Genomic DNA, 15,784 nt, shown 5'->3' on the forward strand with positions numbered 1-15,784 from the left:
CTAATTAACAGATGAAAAAAAGTAGTTTTTAATGAAAAATGGAGGTGGTCATTTTGCTCCGGAATTAGGTGGTCATTTTGAATTGGAATCAGGTGGTCACTTTAAATTGGAATTGGGTGGTCAATATGACTGGAATTTGCAATAGCGTTGCACAAAAAGTATTATTGTTTTTAAAAATCAAATGGTTAATGAAATTGTATTGAATTAAGCAAACTCAATTGCGGATTAGATTTTTATCTTAACAGTAATCGTTTATTTAATATCACTATTTTTTCTTACGATAGAAACGATTATTCCAATTATAAGTGTAAAAGCAATGAAACTTAACGAAAGCCATTCTGGAAATTTATAATAATCAACGATTAGCATTTTGACACCTACAAAGGTTAAAATAGCAATCAAGCTATATTCAAGATGACTAAATTTCCCCAACATATTAGCCAAAAAGAAATACATCGAACGTAAACCTAAGATTGCAAAAATATTAGAACTAAAAACTAAAAAAGGATCAGAAGTTATTGCCAAAATGGCTGGAACACTATCTAAAGCAAAAAGCATATCCATCACTTCTATAACAAGTAAAGCCACAAAAAGCGGTGTTGCGTGTGTGATATTATTAATTTTAATAAAAAAATGCTTTTTTTCTGTATGACTTGAAATCGGGATAACTTTACCAATAATTCTATAAACTAGTGATTCTTTTGGCTCAAAATCTGATTCCTCTTTTTTGAATAACATTTTAAATGCAGTTAAAAGTAAAAACCCCCCAAATAAATACGTCATCCAACTAAATTTATTTATCAATATAACCCCAAAAAAAATCATCAATCCCCTGAAAATAATAGCACCTAATATTCCCCAAAATAAAACACGGTGCTGGTATTTTTGCGATATTTTGAAAGCAGCAAAAATTACAGCAATAATAAAAATATTATCAATACTTAATGATAGTTCTATAAGATAACCAGTAATGTATTTTAAGGTTGCTACTGATGGCTGTATACCCGTAGGATTTGCAATGTAATGATTACTGTACAGCCAATTTACAACACCAGAAAAAGCAAAAGAAAGTGTTACCCAAACTGCTGTCCAAATCCCAGCTTCTTTTGAAGTAATAATATGAGGGGTTTTATTAAAAATACCCAAATCCAAAGCTAAAAAAAGTATAATGGTGGCTAAAAATATAATCCAAACTATCATAAGCTCTTTTTTACAAAGATAATCGTTTCAAAAAGTAAATTACATCAGCAAAATTTAAAATTCATTTTCAAAAAATTATTTTTTATAGTGCTTTTTATAACTATACCCTAAAAAAATTAGGGTATAGTTATTTTTAAGCTAAAATATTTTTATATTTGTACCAAATTTACAGGGTATAATATTAAAAAATAAAATATATGTCAACTTTACGTTTCCAAGCATTAAAAGATGCATCAGGCAGAAAGCCAGTAAAATTTGAAGAATCTGGACGAAAATCAGATCTCTTCGGTTCAAATGTGTTTAATGATAAAGCAATGAAGCAGTTCTTAACTTCGGATGCTCACAAAGGTGTAAAAGACGCTGTCCAACACGGAACTAAAATTGACAGAAAGCTTGCAGATTACATAGCGATGGGAATGAAAGAATGGGCTTTGTCAAAAGGGGTAACTCATTATACACATTGGTTTCAGCCCTTAACTGGATCAACTGCTGAAAAGCATGATGCTTTTTTTGAAACATCTTATGATGGATCTGATCCTGTTGAGAAATTTGGTGGAGGACAATTAGTACAACAAGAACCTGATGCATCCTCTTTCCCTAACGGTGGAATTAGAAATACATTCGAAGCGCGTGGATATACAGCTTGGGATCCAACTTCACCGGCATTTATCTTCGGAACTACTTTATGTATTCCAACGGTTTTCATCTCTTATACAGGCGAAGCATTAGATTATAAAACACCACTTTTACGAGCATTAAATGCTGTTGATGAAGCAGCAACGGATGTCTGTAAATACTTTGATAAAAATGTAAAAAAAGTAACCGCCACTTTAGGCTGGGAGCAGGAATACTTTTTGGTTGATGCTTCTTTAGCCAATTCTCGACCAGATATCGTTATGACCGGAAGAACCTTGTTGGGACATACCTCTGCAAAAGGCCAACAATTAGACGATCATTATTTTGGTTCCATTCCGTCAAGAGCGCTGAATTATATGCGTGAATTGGAGGAAGAATGTATGCTGCTTGGTATCCCAGTAAAAACACGTCATAATGAAGTAGCGCCAAACCAATTTGAATTGGCTCCAATTTTTGAAGAAACCAATTTAGCAGTTGACCATAATTCATTATTAATGGATGTCATGTCAAAAGTTGGAGAACGCCACGACTTCAAAGTACTTTTCCACGAAAAACCTTTTCAAGGTGTAAATGGTTCAGGAAAACATAATAACTGGTCAATGGCTACAGATACCGGAGTAAACTTATTATCTCCCGGGAAAACACCAATGAGCAATTTACAGTTCTTATCATTTTTTATCAATACAATTAAAGCAGTTCAAGAATATGAGGAATTACTTCGTGCAGCCATTGCAACTGCAAGTAACGATCACAGATTAGGCGCAAACGAAGCGCCACCGGCAATTATATCCGTTTTTATTGGACAGCAACTCACGAAAGTTTTAGCTGAATTAGAAGGCGTTACCAAAGGGAAATTGTCTCCAGAAGAAAAAACAGATTTAAAATTGAATGTTGTTGGAAAGATTCCTGAAGTAATTTTGGATAATACCGACAGAAATAGAACATCACCATTTGCTTTCACCGGAAATAAATTTGAATTCCGTGCTGTAGGTTCTTCTGCTAATTGTGCCAATGCCATGACAACCTTGAATTCTATTGTTGCCAAACAATTAAAAGCGTTTAAAAAAGAAGTCGATGCCTTAATCGAGAAAAAAGATTTAAAGAAAGACGAAGCGATTTTTAATGTATTAAGAGAATATATTAAGGAAACAAAAAATATTCTTTTTGAAGGTGATGGTTATAGCGATGCTTGGGAAAAAGAAGCAAAAAAACGTGGGTTGAGTAATCATAAAACTACACCAACTGCTCTGAAAGCTAAAGTTTCTAAAAAAGCATTAGACTTATTCAAAGATTTGAATGTAATGAATCATGTTGAAGTGGAAGCTCGTTACGAAATTGAACTGGAAGAATACACAAAGAAAATCCAGATTGAAGGAAGGGTTCTTGGGGATATTGCCCGTAACCATGTTATTCCAACTGCAATTCGGTATCAAAACACCTTAATTGAAAACGTACGTGGTTTGAAAGATATCTTCGGAAAAGATTTTGAGAAAGTAGCTAAAGAACAAATTTCAATTATCAAAGAAATTTCCGCTCATATCGAAGGAATCAATACCAATGTTGAGGCCATGACGGAAGCTCGTAAAACCGCTAATGCTTTAACGGATGCTCAAAAAATGGCAGAAATGTATTGTGACAAAGTAAAACCCTATTTTGATGTAATCAGAGAACATTGCGATAAATTAGAACTTGTGGTTGATGACGAAATATGGACTTTAACTAAATACAGAGAGTTGTTGTTTACACGTTAACTAATATAACAACATGCAATAAAAAATCCCGCACATTGTGCGGGATTTTTTTGTTTTTAATAAAGATAATTAAACAAGCTGCGTAATGGTATAAGTCCCGAAACCGTTAAAGTTTATAACCAAATCAACTCTGAAATTTTTTGGTGTTGTTGTAGTGCCGGGAAAAGTTATTGCAGTTCCTCCGAAATCAATAGACCCATCTCTAAGAAAATCACCAACATTTCCAATGCCAACACCACTACCATTTGGATTTGTTATGGAAAATTGAAAGGTATTGTTAGTATTGGTAATTCCATTTACAGTAAAAGAGAACGTATTTGTTGAGGAATTGTAGGTTGGGGCAAAAGGTGCTCCTGTCGTTTGAATGTATAAGGTTAGCGAAAATTTGCCTATATCCGATAACATCGGGTTTCCAGTAGAATGGTAAACGTTTACATAATAAAAACCATTTGATGTGATATTATAAGCACTACCGCTGATAACTAATTGTTGTGATGCATTTAAACCTACACAACCGAGCTAGCGTAGTTATCAGCTAAAAATTTCAACGGACTACCGGCAGTTAAATATTTGTCTCCGAAAAATGTTTGATTGATATTATTAAATTATTAAGCAGTCGCTGCATTGAAACTATTAAATGTTCCATACAAATACAATTGGTTTGGTATAGTACCGTTGAACCAGAAGTGGGTAACGATAAATTTCCACTATTGCCAACCGTCAATTGGTATGGCGTTCCATTTGGTGAACCCAAGGTAATTCCCTCTCTGGGACAGGTTACTAAACTATCGGTTGCTAAAGAATAAGGAACAGAAAGTAATTGGGTAGTACCAACAGTCGCATAAGTTGTTCCGCCTGTAGCATCCATTTCTACTTTTAAAAATTTAGAGTTTGTTCCCCAGTTGATAGTATTGAATGCTCCCGAAACTAATGTTCTTTGCCCAATAGCCAAATTGAATAACCCTTGTGCATTGGTTGTTTTTAATTGCGTTTCAGAATATAAAACAGTTCCTGATGCTGAAACCATCCAATATAGAAAGTTTCACTCTGACATTAGAACTCACAATCGGAGTTCCAGAACTGTTTAATGCAATTGCCTGATTCGATATTCCTTGAGGAACTTGGGCAAATGTCAAGAACGAAATAAAAAGTGCTGATAATAGTAATAGTTTCTTCACAATTAATGTTTAATAATTTTAAATGTATAGATGTTTTTGTGTGTAAATTGAATTAAGTAAACGCCAGTTGAAAGCTCTGATAAATCCAAGGCATTATCGGCTGTATTTTTCTTTTCAGAGATTAATTGCCCCTATAAATTAAAAAGCGAAACTTTCTCATCAACAAGATTGGTTTCTGTTTTAAAATAAACCGTTGCTGTGTAGGATTTGGGAAAACCGTAATAGTGCTGCTTAGTTCCAATTGCGGAACTTCGAGCGTTTGCACTAAAACACCAATAATTCCTGAACTAGATTGCGATTGGTTTTGAGGTACAATCACAATTTCGCCAATAGAAACAGACGAACGTGAAGTAATCAAACTGCCTAAATTCACTTATTGTATCAAAGATTGTGAACTTGATGAAATGGTTGTAATTAGAAAACAGAATAGTAAAAAGTGTTTCATTTGCTAAAGTTTTTATTTATAAAAATAAATAAATCATTGATTTGAACGTACTATTTTTTTGCAAATTATATATATACTATTTTTGTTTAACTTTCATTATTATTAAAACAACTCATGAAAACTATTTTTGTTTTTCTTTTTTTACTTCTTTTTACAACTTTTTTTTATGCTCAAGAAAAGTTTATTCTTCATTTTGACAGCAATAAACATGAATTAATTACCGCAGAAAAAGAGAAGCTAACTAACTGGATTGCAGAAAATAAAAACAATAAAATAGTAGCCATCGATGGTTATACAGATGAAGATGGCACAACAGGTTTCAACGATACATTAGCTCAAAAACGTGTAGATTATGTCTTTCAGATTGTAAAAAATAATGTCAAAATTAGAGAAGATTTTAAAACAAGAAGTTTTGGCGAAAGTTTTAATCAATCAAAAAATAAAGCAGAAAATAGAAAAGTAACTATTTATTATATTCTCGAAAAAGATATCATTCGTGAAGAGGAAATTCTTGGTATTAAAATGCAAATCGTAGCCGAAAAACCAAAAATAGAAATAGAATATCCTGAAAAATTAGCTTTTGAAAATCCAAACGGAACAAAATCTGAATTCAAATTGGATAGACAATTCATGAAAAAAATTGAACATGCCAAAATTGGCGAAAAACTAAAAATTGATAATCTTAATTTTATCATTAATACCTATGCCGTTGTACCTGAATCACGCGGAAAATTATATGAACTGCTTTTGGTACTGCAAAGAAATCCAGCTTTAAAAATCGAAATTCAAGGGCATTTGTGTTGTATGAATGTAGATCGAACCGATTTATCTACGCAACGTGCCAAAGCGATTTACAATTTTTTAATTGCCAATGATGTGTACAGAGCACGATTATCCTACAAAGGTTTTGGTAGTTCAGCGCCAATTTATCCTTTGCCCGAAAAAGATGAAAGAGAACGTGCCGCTAATCGAAGAGTAGAAATTTTAATTTTAGAAAATTAATAATGCAAAAGCGTTTTTTACTCTGTTATTTATTGTTTTCAATAACTGGTTTTTGCCAAAATAAACTTGATGTTTTTTTTGATTTTAATAAAGATATTCCCAACAATGAATCTCAAATAAAGATAAATCAATGGGTTATAGACAACAAAAATATAGAAATTGTTAGTATTTTAGGGTTTTGCGATAGTGTAGATGATAGCAAATACAACAAAGATTTAGCCTTGCGAAGAGTCAATACGATGCTTGCTTTTTTTAATAAAAATAAGGTTAAGATTGCGGATAAAGTGGAACTAAAATCATTTGGAAAGGATTTCAACTATTCTAAAAATCAAAGTGAGAACAGAAAAGTGGAAGTGCATTTTAATAGGATAAATAATTCTACAACAATACCTGAAGGAGTTTTTGGCAGAAAGCCAAATAGAGAACTTTCTGGAGAGGAGACAACGCTCATTCATGAAGATTATGTATCAGACATTGCAAATTTAGAAGCCCTTGTAGAAAAGGAACGGTCTACATTAGAATCAAAATTTCAAAAAGCAAAAATGGGCGATTTAATTAGAATTAGCAACATCAACTTTTATTTTAATTCAGAAAGAGTGATGGATCAATCTATTTCTTTGCTGGATGAATTGCTTGATATTATGCTGAATAATCCCAAACTTATAATTGAAATACACGGGCATATTTGCTGCAATCAAAATCCAAACGACACTAAATTATCCTACAGAAGAGCTCTAGTCATTCTTAAATATTTAACAAAAAACGGAGTCGAAGTAAAAAGATTGGCATTCAGAGGATACGGAAGCAATGATCCAATTTATAAGTTACCCGAAAAAAATGAAAAAGAACGCGCCGCTAATCGCCGTGTTGAAATATTAATTGTAGCGAAACCATGAAGTTAAAATTTATATTATTTTTTCTCCTAATTTCCATCAAATTATTGGGACAAAAGCAAGTAGAAGTATTCTTCGATTTTAATAAAGATTTCCCAAACACAAATTCAATTTTACAAATCAACGAATGGATTGCCAAAAATAAAAATTTAGAAATCACAAAATTATTAGGGTATTGCGATAGTATTGACAGTAAAAACTATAACAAAAAGTTAGCGGAAAGACGCATTGAAAACACCCAAATGTTGTTGGAAAAAAGTGGATTGAAGTTCACTAAAAATATAGAAAAAATTGCTTTTGGAAAGGATTTTAAACAATCTAAAGTACAATCAGAAAATAGAAAAGTAACCGTTTTTTATGTAGAACTTGAAATAGCACCTTTAGAAAGTGAACTGACTAGAAAAATAAAAAATTCCAAAGTTGGCGAGCATATTACCTTACCTAATATTTATTTCTTCAACAATTCGGCGCGAATTGTTCCTAAATCAGAGCCCACTTTAATAGAGCTGCGGTGTGCCATGGAAGAAAATCCCAAGTTGAAAATTGAAATTCAAGGTCACATATGTTGTCAGTTGGTCAACGATGTAAATAATGTTTCTACGGCTCGTGCCAGAGCGATTTATAATTTTTTACTTCGTAATAGAATTGATAGAAAACGAATGACTTTCAAAGGATTTGGAATTTCAAAACCCATTCATCCTATCCCTGAAAAAAACACCGAAGAAGAAGATGAAAACCGGAGAGTTGAAATTTTAATTATAGCAAAATAATTTGAAAATAATATCATCTTCAAATCTTCAAATTGACACATTTTCAAATTATATTTGCTACATAACTAACCACAACGCATGAGCTCTGATAACAGTCAACGATACAATCTTCGCGGCGTTTCGGCTTCTAAAGAAGAAGTACACAGCGCCATAAAAAACATTGACAAAGGATTATTCCCTAAAGCCTTCTGTAAAATTGTCCCTGATTATCTAACTAATGATGAAGAATATTGCCTTATTATGCATGCAGATGGAGCTGGCACAAAATCCTCATTGGCGTATTTGTATTGGAAAGAAACAGGCGATATTTCGGTTTGGAAAGGTATTGCGCAAGATGCGTTGATTATGAATATTGACGATTTGCTTTGTGTAGGTGTTACTGACACTATTATGCTTTCGTCCACTATTGGGAGAAACAAAAATCGTATTCCTGCCGAAGTTATTTCAGCCATTATTAACGGAACCGAAGAATTGATTGCTGAATTAAAAACCTTTGGAGTTACCATTCATTCAACTGGTGGAGAAACTGCCGATGTTGGAGATTTGGTTCAAACAATTATTGTAGATTCAACCGTAACAGCCCGAATGAAACGCAGCGATGTAATTGACAACGCAAATATTGAACCTGGAGATGTGATTGTAGGTTTGGCTTCTTTTGGTCAATCCAAATATGAAAAAAGTTATAATGGCGGCATGGGAAGCAACGGATTAACATCAGCGCGGCACGATGTTTTTGCTAATTATTTAGCTACCAAATATCCTGAAAGTTATGACAGTTTACTGCCGACAGATTTAGTCTACTCGGGGAAAAAGAAGCTGACGGATGTTATTGCAAATTCACCATTAGATGCCGGAAAATTAGTGTTGTCACCCACTAGAACTTATGCCCCGATAATAAAAACCATTTTAAACAAATACACTCCAAAAGACATACACGGAATGATACATTGCTCTGGAGGAGCACAAACTAAAGTGTTGCATTTTGTGGATAAAGTACATGTGATAAAAGATAATTTATTTGAGGTGCCACCACTTTTTAGATTGATACAAGAACAATCAAAAACAAATTGGAAAGAAATGTATCAGGTTTTTAATTGTGGTCACCGAATGGAACTTTACGTTTCACAAAATATCGCCAAAGACATTATAGAAATCTCTGAATCATTTGGGGTTGATGCTCAAATTGTTGGAAGGGTAGAATCAAGTGACAATAAAAAACTCACTATTATAAATAAGTTCGGGAAATTTGAGTATTAGAATTTTATAATTTTAAAATAAAAAGTTTCTTTATTTAAATATTTTAAAGTTCAGTTTAAATTCTTTTTTTTCTAATAGTGATAGCCAATCGATAAATAATAAGGAACAAATTAGCAATAAACCAAATACCAAACTAGCGATAGATTTCCAAGATAAAGCGGCACTCATCATATCGTGAACATTATCGGAAGCAAATTTACCCAAATTAACAGCAAGGGCATCACTTATAAATTTCCCTATAAAGAAGGCAGGAATAATTTGAATTGGTTTGATCCGTGCCATTCCCCCAGCTAAAAAAAGTGGCGTAGTGGGCAACGGCAACAATGAATAAGCCACTATAATCAACTGACTTTTCCAACCTTTTTCACTTATTTTTTTTCCGAGAAACTGAACTTCCTTATTTTTTTCAGGTTTAAATATTTTATCGGCTAAAAAAGGAATATATAAAGTAAGTACATATCTTCCCAATATTGAACCAGCAACCCCAACGATAGTTACCATCCACGTATTCAACTTGAACATGATTTGTAAGGGAATCATAATGGAAAAAGCTGGAGGAAAAGGAATAGGAACTACATCAAACAAAAAGGCTCCCGCAAAAACTAATAAATACTGCCACCACATAATTAATTTGATTATTATTGCAATTTTTATATCACTTTACAAATTTGCAATATTTTTTAATGTAAATTTTATACAAATTTAAAAATATGTTGCACAATATTACAATTGTTTTGATTTTAATACTTTATTAATGTCTGTAATAAATGTTGACAATTAAGTAGTAAACTGATAATATAAAAATTCGATTACTAACTTTTTAAAAAACTTCCCGACCTTTAACCTTTATAATTCACAATTAATACTTCTTATGATAATCAATCTAAAAAATGGTATTGACCAATTGCTTTTTGGCATGAAACAAAACGATGTTGAGGCATTGTACGGTAAACCAAATAAACAATATAAAGACGAAGATGGTAATGTAATTTGCTTGTATAATAGTCATAAATTGAGCCTCATTTTTTATGAGGAAGAAGATTTTCGATTAGGTTACATCATTTGTTCAAATCATGAAACTACGATTTTAGATAAAAAAATTATTGGTAGAAATATAGATGAAATTAAATCAGTATTACCATTTAAGTCTTGGACTAAAGAAGATTTTGATACCCTAGAAAATCATTTCAACGAAAGCAATTGGCTCATTCTTCAATCGGAATTTAATGAGGTAATTAGGGTTGAAATGGGAGCTATTATAAATGACAAGGATGAGTTTGATTGGAAGTTTTAAATTTTATAATAACGATTTAGGATTGCAGATTCCTTTTTGGGAATTTATTTTCATTTCAAAAAATCAAAAATCGTTAAACAAAAATCAAATGATTTCTGCACTCAAACCAGCTTCTAAAAGTTTTGTGCATTGTGGTTTTAATTCATCAAATGACCCTGTTTTTACTGTACATTTTCCTTTGTAGTGTACTAAAATAGCGCATTGTTCTGCTTGTTCAGCTGCATGTTGGCAAACACGTATCAATGTTTCAATCACATGGTCAAAAGTGTTAACATCGTCATTAAACAATACAATTTCGTTGTTAACTTCAACCTGGTCTTGAACTAAAACTTCTTCTTGAATTTTTTCTATAGTGCTCATTTTCATTTCGGTTTACTTTCGTAAAATTTTCAATTGCTAATTTACATATTTAAGTGCAGTCCAATTGTTTCTTTCTAATTTTTTAATAAGTGTTAATCCTTTTTCAATGCATGATGCATCAATAAAAGGAATGTCTTCTGTATAAAATCCGCTCAACAATAGAATACCTTTTTGATTCAAACTATCTACATATTGTTGCATATCGTTCAACAAAATATTACGATTTATGTTAGCAATAATCAAGTCGTATTTTTTGTTTTTCAACAAAGCTACATCACCTTCATAAACAGCAATATGACTGCAGTTATTACGCTCTGCATTTTCTATAGAGTTTAGGTAACACCAATTGTCAATGTCAATAGCATCTATAGGTTTTGCTCCTTTCATCTCGGCAAGAATAGCCAAAATAGCAGTTCCACAACCCATATCGAGCGTTTTGAAATTAGTAATATCGGTTTCTAACAAGTGTTGAATCATCATGTGTGTGGTTTCGTGATGACCCGTACCAAAGCTCATTTTTGGTTCGATAATAATATCAAAATTAGCATTTGATTTTGGATGAAATGGCGCACGAACATGACATTTGCCATCTACATCTATAGGTTCAAAGTTTTTTTCCCATTCTACGTTCCAATTGACCTGTTCAATTTCTTCGATAGAGTGAGAAATAACGAATTCTGGGGATTGTAACAAATAAATATCATCTAACAAATTTGTAGTCCAGAGGTCTTTTTGGATAAAAGCGCTAAATCCATTTTCAGTTTCTATAAAACTTTCAAAGGGTTTTTCTCCTAATTCTGCAATTAAAATTTCAGAACCTAATTCTTTTGGTTCAACCGAAAAATGATAAGCTAAATAAATAGATGACATTGATTTTTTGTTGCAAAGGTAACAATAGATGCTAGGATTTAAAAATCATTTCTGTTTGAAATTGTTAGTCATCAGTTCTGACAACTGTTTTTAAACTTGCATTAGGAAGTTCATCTGGTCTTACAGCAAAAATCATGAGTTTATTATACCTTTTTTTTTCAGCATCATAAAGATAGGTAATGGTATTTTCTTTGGGGTTGTAAACCAATTTTGCTCGCATAAACTTTGAGCGAATTTGCCAAGTGCCTTCGGTTTCACTCGTTTGTGCAAATTCTATTATAGAACCATGATGTAATCTTACTTGACCATTATCCAACATAGTAATGACAATATAGCCATTGGTTTTTGATCCAATTTCACGAATATCGATGACCGAATTTTCATATTCGGTTTCTTTTAATTCGTATTTTTCAAATTCTGAATTCCAAATATAATATTTTCTAGAATCTGACTGAAAGCGTTTTTGACTGTCAATTTGAGCATAGCTATTCAAAGAAAAAAGCATCAAAAGGAAAAAGACCATTTTTGTTTTCATATTATTTTGACTTAATGACGACGTAAAAATAGCTATATATTCGATTAAATGCTAAAATATTCGACGAAATGCAAAATAAAGTTAAAAATGAGGATAAAAACTTTCAAAAAAATAAAAAACTTTGAAAAAAATATTTATTTCCTTAAATTGACTTCACTATTGTAGCAAAATCTGAAGCATTTAGTGCAGCACCACCAATTAAACCACCATCGACGTCTGGTTTTGAGAAAATTTCTTTGGCATTTTCTGGTTTTACGCTGCCTCCGTATAGTATTGAAACTTCTTCAGCAATAGTACTTTGATAACGATTTCGTACTGTTTCTCTAATAAATCGATGCATTTCTTGCGCTTGTTCTGGAGTTGCTGTTTCTCCCGTACCAATGGCCCAAACGGGTTCGTAAGCTAATATAATCTGTTCCCAATCGTTATCTTTTATATGAAATAAACCATCACGTAATTGATTTTCTACGATATTAAAATGTTGATTTTTTTGTCGATCTTTTAGTTCTTCACCAAAACAAAAAATAACTAACATGTTGTGTTGTAATGCTGTGCTCACTTTATCGGCTAAGACAAAATCGGTTTCATTAAAATATGCTCGACGTTCAGAATGACCAATTATTACCATTTTTACGCCAATGCTTGTGAGCATACTCGCCGAAATTTCTCCCGTATAGGCACCACTTTCAAACTGACTCATGTTTTGGGCTGCTATACCAATATTTGTAAATTCTAAATGATTTACAGCCGATGCGAGATTCGTAAATGTAGGGGCTACAATAATTTTTGTTTTGGTATCGTGAGGTAATTTATCAATCAGTTCATTTAATAAGTCTTCGGTTTCCTTGACATTTTTATTCATTTTCCAATTGCCAGCAACTATATTTTGTCTCATTATTGTAATTTTTTTAATGTCTCGTTTATTTTTTCAAAATCGGTTTCTATGGCTCTATAAATTACAACAGTTCCTTTTTTATCTATAATTATATATCTTGGAATCCAATCTAAATCAATCGATTTTCCAAATTCGCCTTTCATACCATCGGTTGCCCAAAAATGGTCGCCTTTAAGTTCATGTTTTTCAATACCTGACTGCCATTTGTCAAAAGTTTTATCCATTGATATAAAAACATAATTTACATTTGGATTGTCGACCTGCATTTCTTTAAGTTTTGGCATTGCTTTTACGCAATCGCCGCACCATGATGCCCAAACTTCAATAACGGTAACTTTACCTAAATGACTTTTTAAAATTTTCTCAAAAGTGATTTCGATATTGCTGGTTGTGAATAATTTTTTGGACAAACTTTCTTTTGAAAATCCCTTCTTTTGACTATTACAAGATGTAAAAGCGACCGTAATAGTTAAAATTATTACTAATATTTTTTTCATATTTTTTTGATAATGGGTATTACTTTTTTATTTATTTAGTGAATCACTATTTCCCTTTTTTTTAACATCTCTCAAATAAAATAGTTTGTGACTTTTTCTTTTTCGATGCTGTTTTTCTTTTTTCTTTTTATAATAATATAGATATCTTAGAATTAAAACAAAAACTACAATGGAGGTAAACATAAAAGTGCTGCCTATAAGTATGTAAATAGTGTCTCCAAATGGCGGATTTGCTTCAGTAGAAATATATCCTAGAATATAGTAACCAACCAAAAAAATTAAGAAACAAAAACCAATACCAATAAGACTTCTTAAGTGTACTTTTTGTGACAATATGTATTTAATCATAATATAAATTTTGAGTATCTAAATATAATAAAAAGTTAAACAAAAATTGAATTATTTTTTTAACTCGGAAAAAGGTTTGTTAATTAATTTTTCAAAATCTGTTGGGTTAAATTTATTATTGGTGATACCCCAATAGTATTTGATTTCATTGCCATTCCAAAGGTATTTTACACCAGGAGTATCTTTCCCATTGCCCAAAACTTTCCAAAAAGGAATGATTTCGATTATTTTATAAGGATATTCAGCGCCTGCTTCTTTAAAAAAATCAGGAATTAAATCTACTTCCTCATTCATAAATACTATAAAAATTTCAGGAAAATCTTTATTGGTTTTTCTCATTTCGGTGAGTTCCTTGGCTGCCTGACGACAATGGTCACAACCTGGAACAAAGAAACAAAGTGTTTTTCTGCCTTTGTCAATTGTCGAAAAATACTGTGCATAACCTGATTTGTGTTTTTCGGGCTCATTGATCACTTTTTTATCTATCCTGGTAGGTTCAACTTCATTTAACGTATCTTTTGAAATTTTAGGGAGTTTTTTTGTTGTTTCAATCGGTGTGATTTGATTTGAATCACTTGGTTTTTCGACGGTATTTGAAACAGAAAAATTATTAGCTGGAGGTTGAATTGGTGCAATCATAAAAATTCCTAAAATTGTCGCAAAAAGAACGGTGGTCAAAATCCAAAAATTCCCGTTTTTAGCTCTATTGGGCAACAAATAATATAAATATCCCAAAAGTCCTATTGCGACTATATTTTTAGCAATTGCTTGGATAGGAGTCATTGGTAAAAGCTCACCAAAACAACCACAATTCCCTGTATTACCACCGTTGATGAAAGTTGTATAACTCAAATGTCCGATAAAAACTAATACTAAAAGAGTAGTAATCGGGACAATGAATTTGCGCAACCAATTTTTTTGCAATAGTAATAATCCCAATGCCAGTTCAATACCTATAAGTGTTCTCGAAAAATACGGAGCTAAAGTTTCAGAAAATCCCAAAGGATACAATTGTTTAACTTCAAAAGTTGAAATCGCAAAGTAAGGAGAGTCTAATAAATGTGATTTAGATAGTTTTGCTAAAGCAGAAACGATGAACAAAGCGGCCACAATTATTCTTAATGTCCATACAATGTATGATTTTTGGTTGATAGTTGCCATAAATTTAGAATGTTTATTGTTGTCCGAATTTCATCAAAATTAATGCAAAAACCGAGTAATTAATCATGTCTTGATAATTGGCATCGATACCTTCAGAAACCAAAGTTTTTCCTTGATTATCTTCAATTTGTTTAACACGATGTAACTTTTGCAAAATCAAATCGGTTAACGAACTTACCCGCATTTCGCGCCATGCTTCACCATAATCATGATTTTTATCTTCCATCAAAGATTTTGTTAATGCTACTTTTTCATCATACAGTTGAATAGCTTTAGCGGAATCTAAATCGGGTTGGTCGACAAAGCCTAAATCCAATTGGATTAATGCCATAACAGAATAGTTGATAATTCCAATAAATTCACCTGTTTCATCCTCGTTTACTTTCCTAATGTCATTTACTTGTAAACTTCTAATACGTTGTGCTTTAATATATATTTGATCAGTTACCGAAGGCAATCTTAAGATGCGCCAAGCAGGTCCATAATCTTTCATTTTATTGATATAAAGCTGTCGGCAAATAACGATAACCTTGTCATATTCTTGAGAAGTTATACTCATTTCAATGTATCTTTGTATTAAATTTCACCAAAAGTAAAGAATTTTTTTCATTGCTGATTACAGAATTAAGATTAGTAATTTAACATTTAAGAATATCTTAACTGAACACAATAAACGTAACATTGATTACAAA

20 protein-coding genes are annotated in these 15,784 nt (G+C 32.0%); 6 read left to right on the plus strand and 14 right to left on the minus strand.

What is annotated here, in order from left to right; translation table 11 throughout:
* Positions 1–252 precede the first annotated feature (252 nt).
* Entirely contained in the window at positions 253–1,200 is a 948-nt protein-coding gene (locus Q0Q96_RS03815; protein ID WP_293871903.1) for a TerC/Alx family metal homeostasis membrane protein, read from the minus strand.
* Between the two features lie 197 nt (positions 1,201–1,397).
* Here Q0Q96_RS03815 and Q0Q96_RS03820 point away from each other — a divergent pair, with 197 nt between their 5' ends.
* Positions 1,398–3,587 carry a glutamine synthetase III gene (locus Q0Q96_RS03820; protein WP_293871904.1) on the plus strand — a complete coding sequence of 730 codons (2,190 nt, stop codon included), beginning with the start codon at positions 1,398–1,400 and terminating at the stop codon, positions 3,585–3,587.
* A 69-nt stretch (positions 3,588–3,656) separates the two neighbouring features.
* Here the strand turns inward: Q0Q96_RS03820 and Q0Q96_RS03825 are convergent, their stop codons facing one another.
* The 5 genes from Q0Q96_RS03825 to Q0Q96_RS03840 all read right to left on the minus strand — a co-directional run bounded on the left by Q0Q96_RS03825 (position 3,657) and on the right by Q0Q96_RS03840 (position 5,138).
* Positions 3,657–3,992, minus strand: a complete 336-nt coding sequence (locus tag Q0Q96_RS03825; protein ID WP_293871905.1) for a hypothetical protein — start codon at positions 3,990–3,992, stop codon at positions 3,657–3,659.
* 157 nt (positions 3,993–4,149) lie between these two features.
* Positions 4,150–4,614, minus strand: coding sequence for a hypothetical protein (locus Q0Q96_RS03830; protein ID WP_293871906.1), 465 nt, complete (start codon positions 4,612–4,614; stop codon positions 4,150–4,152).
* Positions 4,580–4,765, minus strand: coding sequence for a hypothetical protein (locus Q0Q96_RS03835; protein ID WP_293871907.1), 186 nt, complete (start codon positions 4,763–4,765; stop codon positions 4,580–4,582). Before Q0Q96_RS03835 ends, Q0Q96_RS03830 begins: the two co-directional genes overlap by 35 nt.
* Before the next feature lie 2 nt (positions 4,766–4,767).
* Complete coding sequence (locus Q0Q96_RS12220; RefSeq protein WP_366068919.1) at positions 4,768–4,854, minus strand: hypothetical protein; 87 nt, start codon at positions 4,852–4,854, stop codon at positions 4,768–4,770.
* Between the two features lie 32 nt (positions 4,855–4,886).
* On the minus strand, positions 4,887–5,138 hold the full coding sequence (locus Q0Q96_RS03840; protein ID WP_293871908.1) for a hypothetical protein: 252 nt from the start codon (positions 5,136–5,138) through the stop codon (positions 4,887–4,889).
* Positions 5,139–5,324: 186 nt separating this feature from the next.
* On the opposite strand from Q0Q96_RS03840, the gene Q0Q96_RS03845 reads away from it, so the two are divergent.
* The 4 genes from Q0Q96_RS03845 (at position 5,325) to Q0Q96_RS03860 (ending at position 9,132) form a co-directional block, all read left to right on the plus strand.
* Positions 5,325–6,212, plus strand: a complete 888-nt coding sequence (locus tag Q0Q96_RS03845; RefSeq protein WP_293871909.1) for an OmpA family protein — start codon at positions 5,325–5,327, stop codon at positions 6,210–6,212.
* 2 nt (positions 6,213–6,214) lie between these two features.
* Entirely contained in the window at positions 6,215–7,108 is an 894-nt protein-coding gene (locus Q0Q96_RS03850; RefSeq protein ID WP_293871910.1) for an OmpA family protein, read from the plus strand.
* Entirely contained in the window at positions 7,105–7,875 is a 771-nt protein-coding gene (locus Q0Q96_RS03855; protein ID WP_293871911.1) for an OmpA family protein, read from the plus strand. Before Q0Q96_RS03850 ends, Q0Q96_RS03855 begins: the two co-directional genes overlap by 4 nt.
* Positions 7,876–7,953: 78 nt before the next feature.
* Positions 7,954–9,132, plus strand: a complete 1,179-nt coding sequence (locus Q0Q96_RS03860) for an AIR synthase related protein (protein WP_293871912.1) — start codon at positions 7,954–7,956, stop codon at positions 9,130–9,132.
* A gap of 30 nt (positions 9,133–9,162) precedes the next feature.
* Here the strand turns inward: Q0Q96_RS03860 and Q0Q96_RS03865 are convergent, their stop codons facing one another.
* On the minus strand, positions 9,163–9,756 hold the full coding sequence (locus tag Q0Q96_RS03865; RefSeq protein ID WP_293871913.1) for a hypothetical protein: 594 nt from the start codon (positions 9,754–9,756) through the stop codon (positions 9,163–9,165).
* Between the two features lie 247 nt (positions 9,757–10,003).
* On the opposite strand from Q0Q96_RS03865, the gene Q0Q96_RS03870 reads away from it, so the two are divergent.
* Positions 10,004–10,426 (plus strand): hypothetical protein, encoded by a 423-nt coding sequence (locus Q0Q96_RS03870; protein WP_293871914.1) that lies wholly within the window; start codon positions 10,004–10,006, stop codon positions 10,424–10,426.
* An 84-nt stretch (positions 10,427–10,510) separates the two neighbouring features.
* Here Q0Q96_RS03870 and Q0Q96_RS03875 read toward each other — a convergent pair whose 3' ends face one another.
* The 7 genes from Q0Q96_RS03875 to Q0Q96_RS03905 form a co-directional block, all read right to left on the minus strand.
* Positions 10,511–10,786 (minus strand): ATP-dependent Clp protease adaptor ClpS, encoded by a 276-nt coding sequence (locus tag Q0Q96_RS03875; RefSeq protein ID WP_293871915.1) that lies wholly within the window; start codon positions 10,784–10,786, stop codon positions 10,511–10,513.
* Between the two features lie 36 nt (positions 10,787–10,822).
* Complete coding sequence (prmA, locus tag Q0Q96_RS03880) at positions 10,823–11,656, minus strand: 50S ribosomal protein L11 methyltransferase (RefSeq protein WP_293871916.1); 834 nt, start codon at positions 11,654–11,656, stop codon at positions 10,823–10,825.
* A 64-nt stretch (positions 11,657–11,720) separates the two neighbouring features.
* Positions 11,721–12,191: a hypothetical protein gene (locus tag Q0Q96_RS03885; protein ID WP_293871917.1), complete on the minus strand. Its 471-nt coding sequence runs from the start codon at positions 12,189–12,191 to the stop codon at positions 11,721–11,723.
* A 142-nt stretch (positions 12,192–12,333) separates the two neighbouring features.
* Complete coding sequence (gene tpiA, locus Q0Q96_RS03890) at positions 12,334–13,086, minus strand: triose-phosphate isomerase (protein WP_293871918.1); 753 nt, start codon at positions 13,084–13,086, stop codon at positions 12,334–12,336.
* Positions 13,086–13,583, minus strand: coding sequence for a TlpA disulfide reductase family protein (locus tag Q0Q96_RS03895; protein ID WP_293871919.1), 498 nt, complete (start codon positions 13,581–13,583; stop codon positions 13,086–13,088). Before Q0Q96_RS03895 ends, tpiA begins: the two co-directional genes overlap by 1 nt.
* A gap of 399 nt (positions 13,584–13,982) precedes the next feature.
* The gene (locus Q0Q96_RS03900) at positions 13,983–15,092 is read right to left on the minus strand and encodes a MauE/DoxX family redox-associated membrane protein (RefSeq protein ID WP_293871920.1); all 1,110 of its coding nucleotides are present in this window, start codon (positions 15,090–15,092) and stop codon (positions 13,983–13,985) included.
* A 13-nt stretch (positions 15,093–15,105) separates the two neighbouring features.
* A complete protein-coding gene (locus tag Q0Q96_RS03905) occupies positions 15,106–15,651 on the minus strand; it encodes a DUF1599 domain-containing protein (protein WP_293871921.1) in 546 nt (181 codons plus the stop codon).
* Positions 15,652–15,784: the final 133 nt, after the last annotated feature.

Origin of the sequence: Flavobacterium sp., from assembly GCF_025352015.1 — a bacterium.
Taxonomy (GTDB): Bacteria; Bacteroidota; Bacteroidia; order Flavobacteriales; family Flavobacteriaceae; genus Flavobacterium.

What these genes read in the sequence shown, in the direction of transcription:
- Q0Q96_RS03815 (WP_293871903.1), bottom strand. Translation starts at nt 1,200, where the DNA reads ATGATAGTTTGGATTATATTTTTAGCCACCATTATACTTTTTTTAGCT.
- Q0Q96_RS03820 (WP_293871904.1), top strand. Translation starts at nt 1,398, where the DNA reads ATGTCAACTTTACGTTTCCAAGCATTAAAAGATGCATCAGGCAGAAAG.
- Q0Q96_RS03825 (WP_293871905.1), bottom strand. Translation starts at nt 3,992, where the DNA reads ATGTTATCGGATATAGGCAAATTTTCGCTAACCTTATACATTCAAACG.
- Q0Q96_RS03830 (WP_293871906.1), bottom strand. Translation starts at nt 4,614, where the DNA reads ATGGTTTCAGCATCAGGAACTGTTTTATATTCTGAAACGCAATTAAAA.
- Q0Q96_RS03845 (WP_293871909.1), top strand. Translation starts at nt 5,325, where the DNA reads ATGAAAACTATTTTTGTTTTTCTTTTTTTACTTCTTTTTACAACTTTT.
- Q0Q96_RS03850 (WP_293871910.1), top strand. Translation starts at nt 6,215, where the DNA reads ATGCAAAAGCGTTTTTTACTCTGTTATTTATTGTTTTCAATAACTGGT.
- Q0Q96_RS03855 (WP_293871911.1), top strand. Translation starts at nt 7,105, where the DNA reads ATGAAGTTAAAATTTATATTATTTTTTCTCCTAATTTCCATCAAATTA.
- Q0Q96_RS03860 (WP_293871912.1), top strand. Translation starts at nt 7,954, where the DNA reads ATGAGCTCTGATAACAGTCAACGATACAATCTTCGCGGCGTTTCGGCT.
- Q0Q96_RS03865 (WP_293871913.1), bottom strand. Translation starts at nt 9,756, where the DNA reads ATGTGGTGGCAGTATTTATTAGTTTTTGCGGGAGCCTTTTTGTTTGAT.
- Q0Q96_RS03870 (WP_293871914.1), top strand. Translation starts at nt 10,004, where the DNA reads ATGATAATCAATCTAAAAAATGGTATTGACCAATTGCTTTTTGGCATG.
- Q0Q96_RS03875 (WP_293871915.1), bottom strand. Translation starts at nt 10,786, where the DNA reads ATGAGCACTATAGAAAAAATTCAAGAAGAAGTTTTAGTTCAAGACCAG.
- prmA (WP_293871916.1), bottom strand. Translation starts at nt 11,656, where the DNA reads ATGTCATCTATTTATTTAGCTTATCATTTTTCGGTTGAACCAAAAGAA.
- Q0Q96_RS03885 (WP_293871917.1), bottom strand. Translation starts at nt 12,191, where the DNA reads ATGAAAACAAAAATGGTCTTTTTCCTTTTGATGCTTTTTTCTTTGAAT.
- tpiA (WP_293871918.1), bottom strand. Translation starts at nt 13,086, where the DNA reads ATGAGACAAAATATAGTTGCTGGCAATTGGAAAATGAATAAAAATGTC.
- Q0Q96_RS03895 (WP_293871919.1), bottom strand. Translation starts at nt 13,583, where the DNA reads ATGAAAAAAATATTAGTAATAATTTTAACTATTACGGTCGCTTTTACA.
- Q0Q96_RS03900 (WP_293871920.1), bottom strand. Translation starts at nt 15,092, where the DNA reads ATGGCAACTATCAACCAAAAATCATACATTGTATGGACATTAAGAATA.
- Q0Q96_RS03905 (WP_293871921.1), bottom strand. Translation starts at nt 15,651, where the DNA reads ATGAGTATAACTTCTCAAGAATATGACAAGGTTATCGTTATTTGCCGA.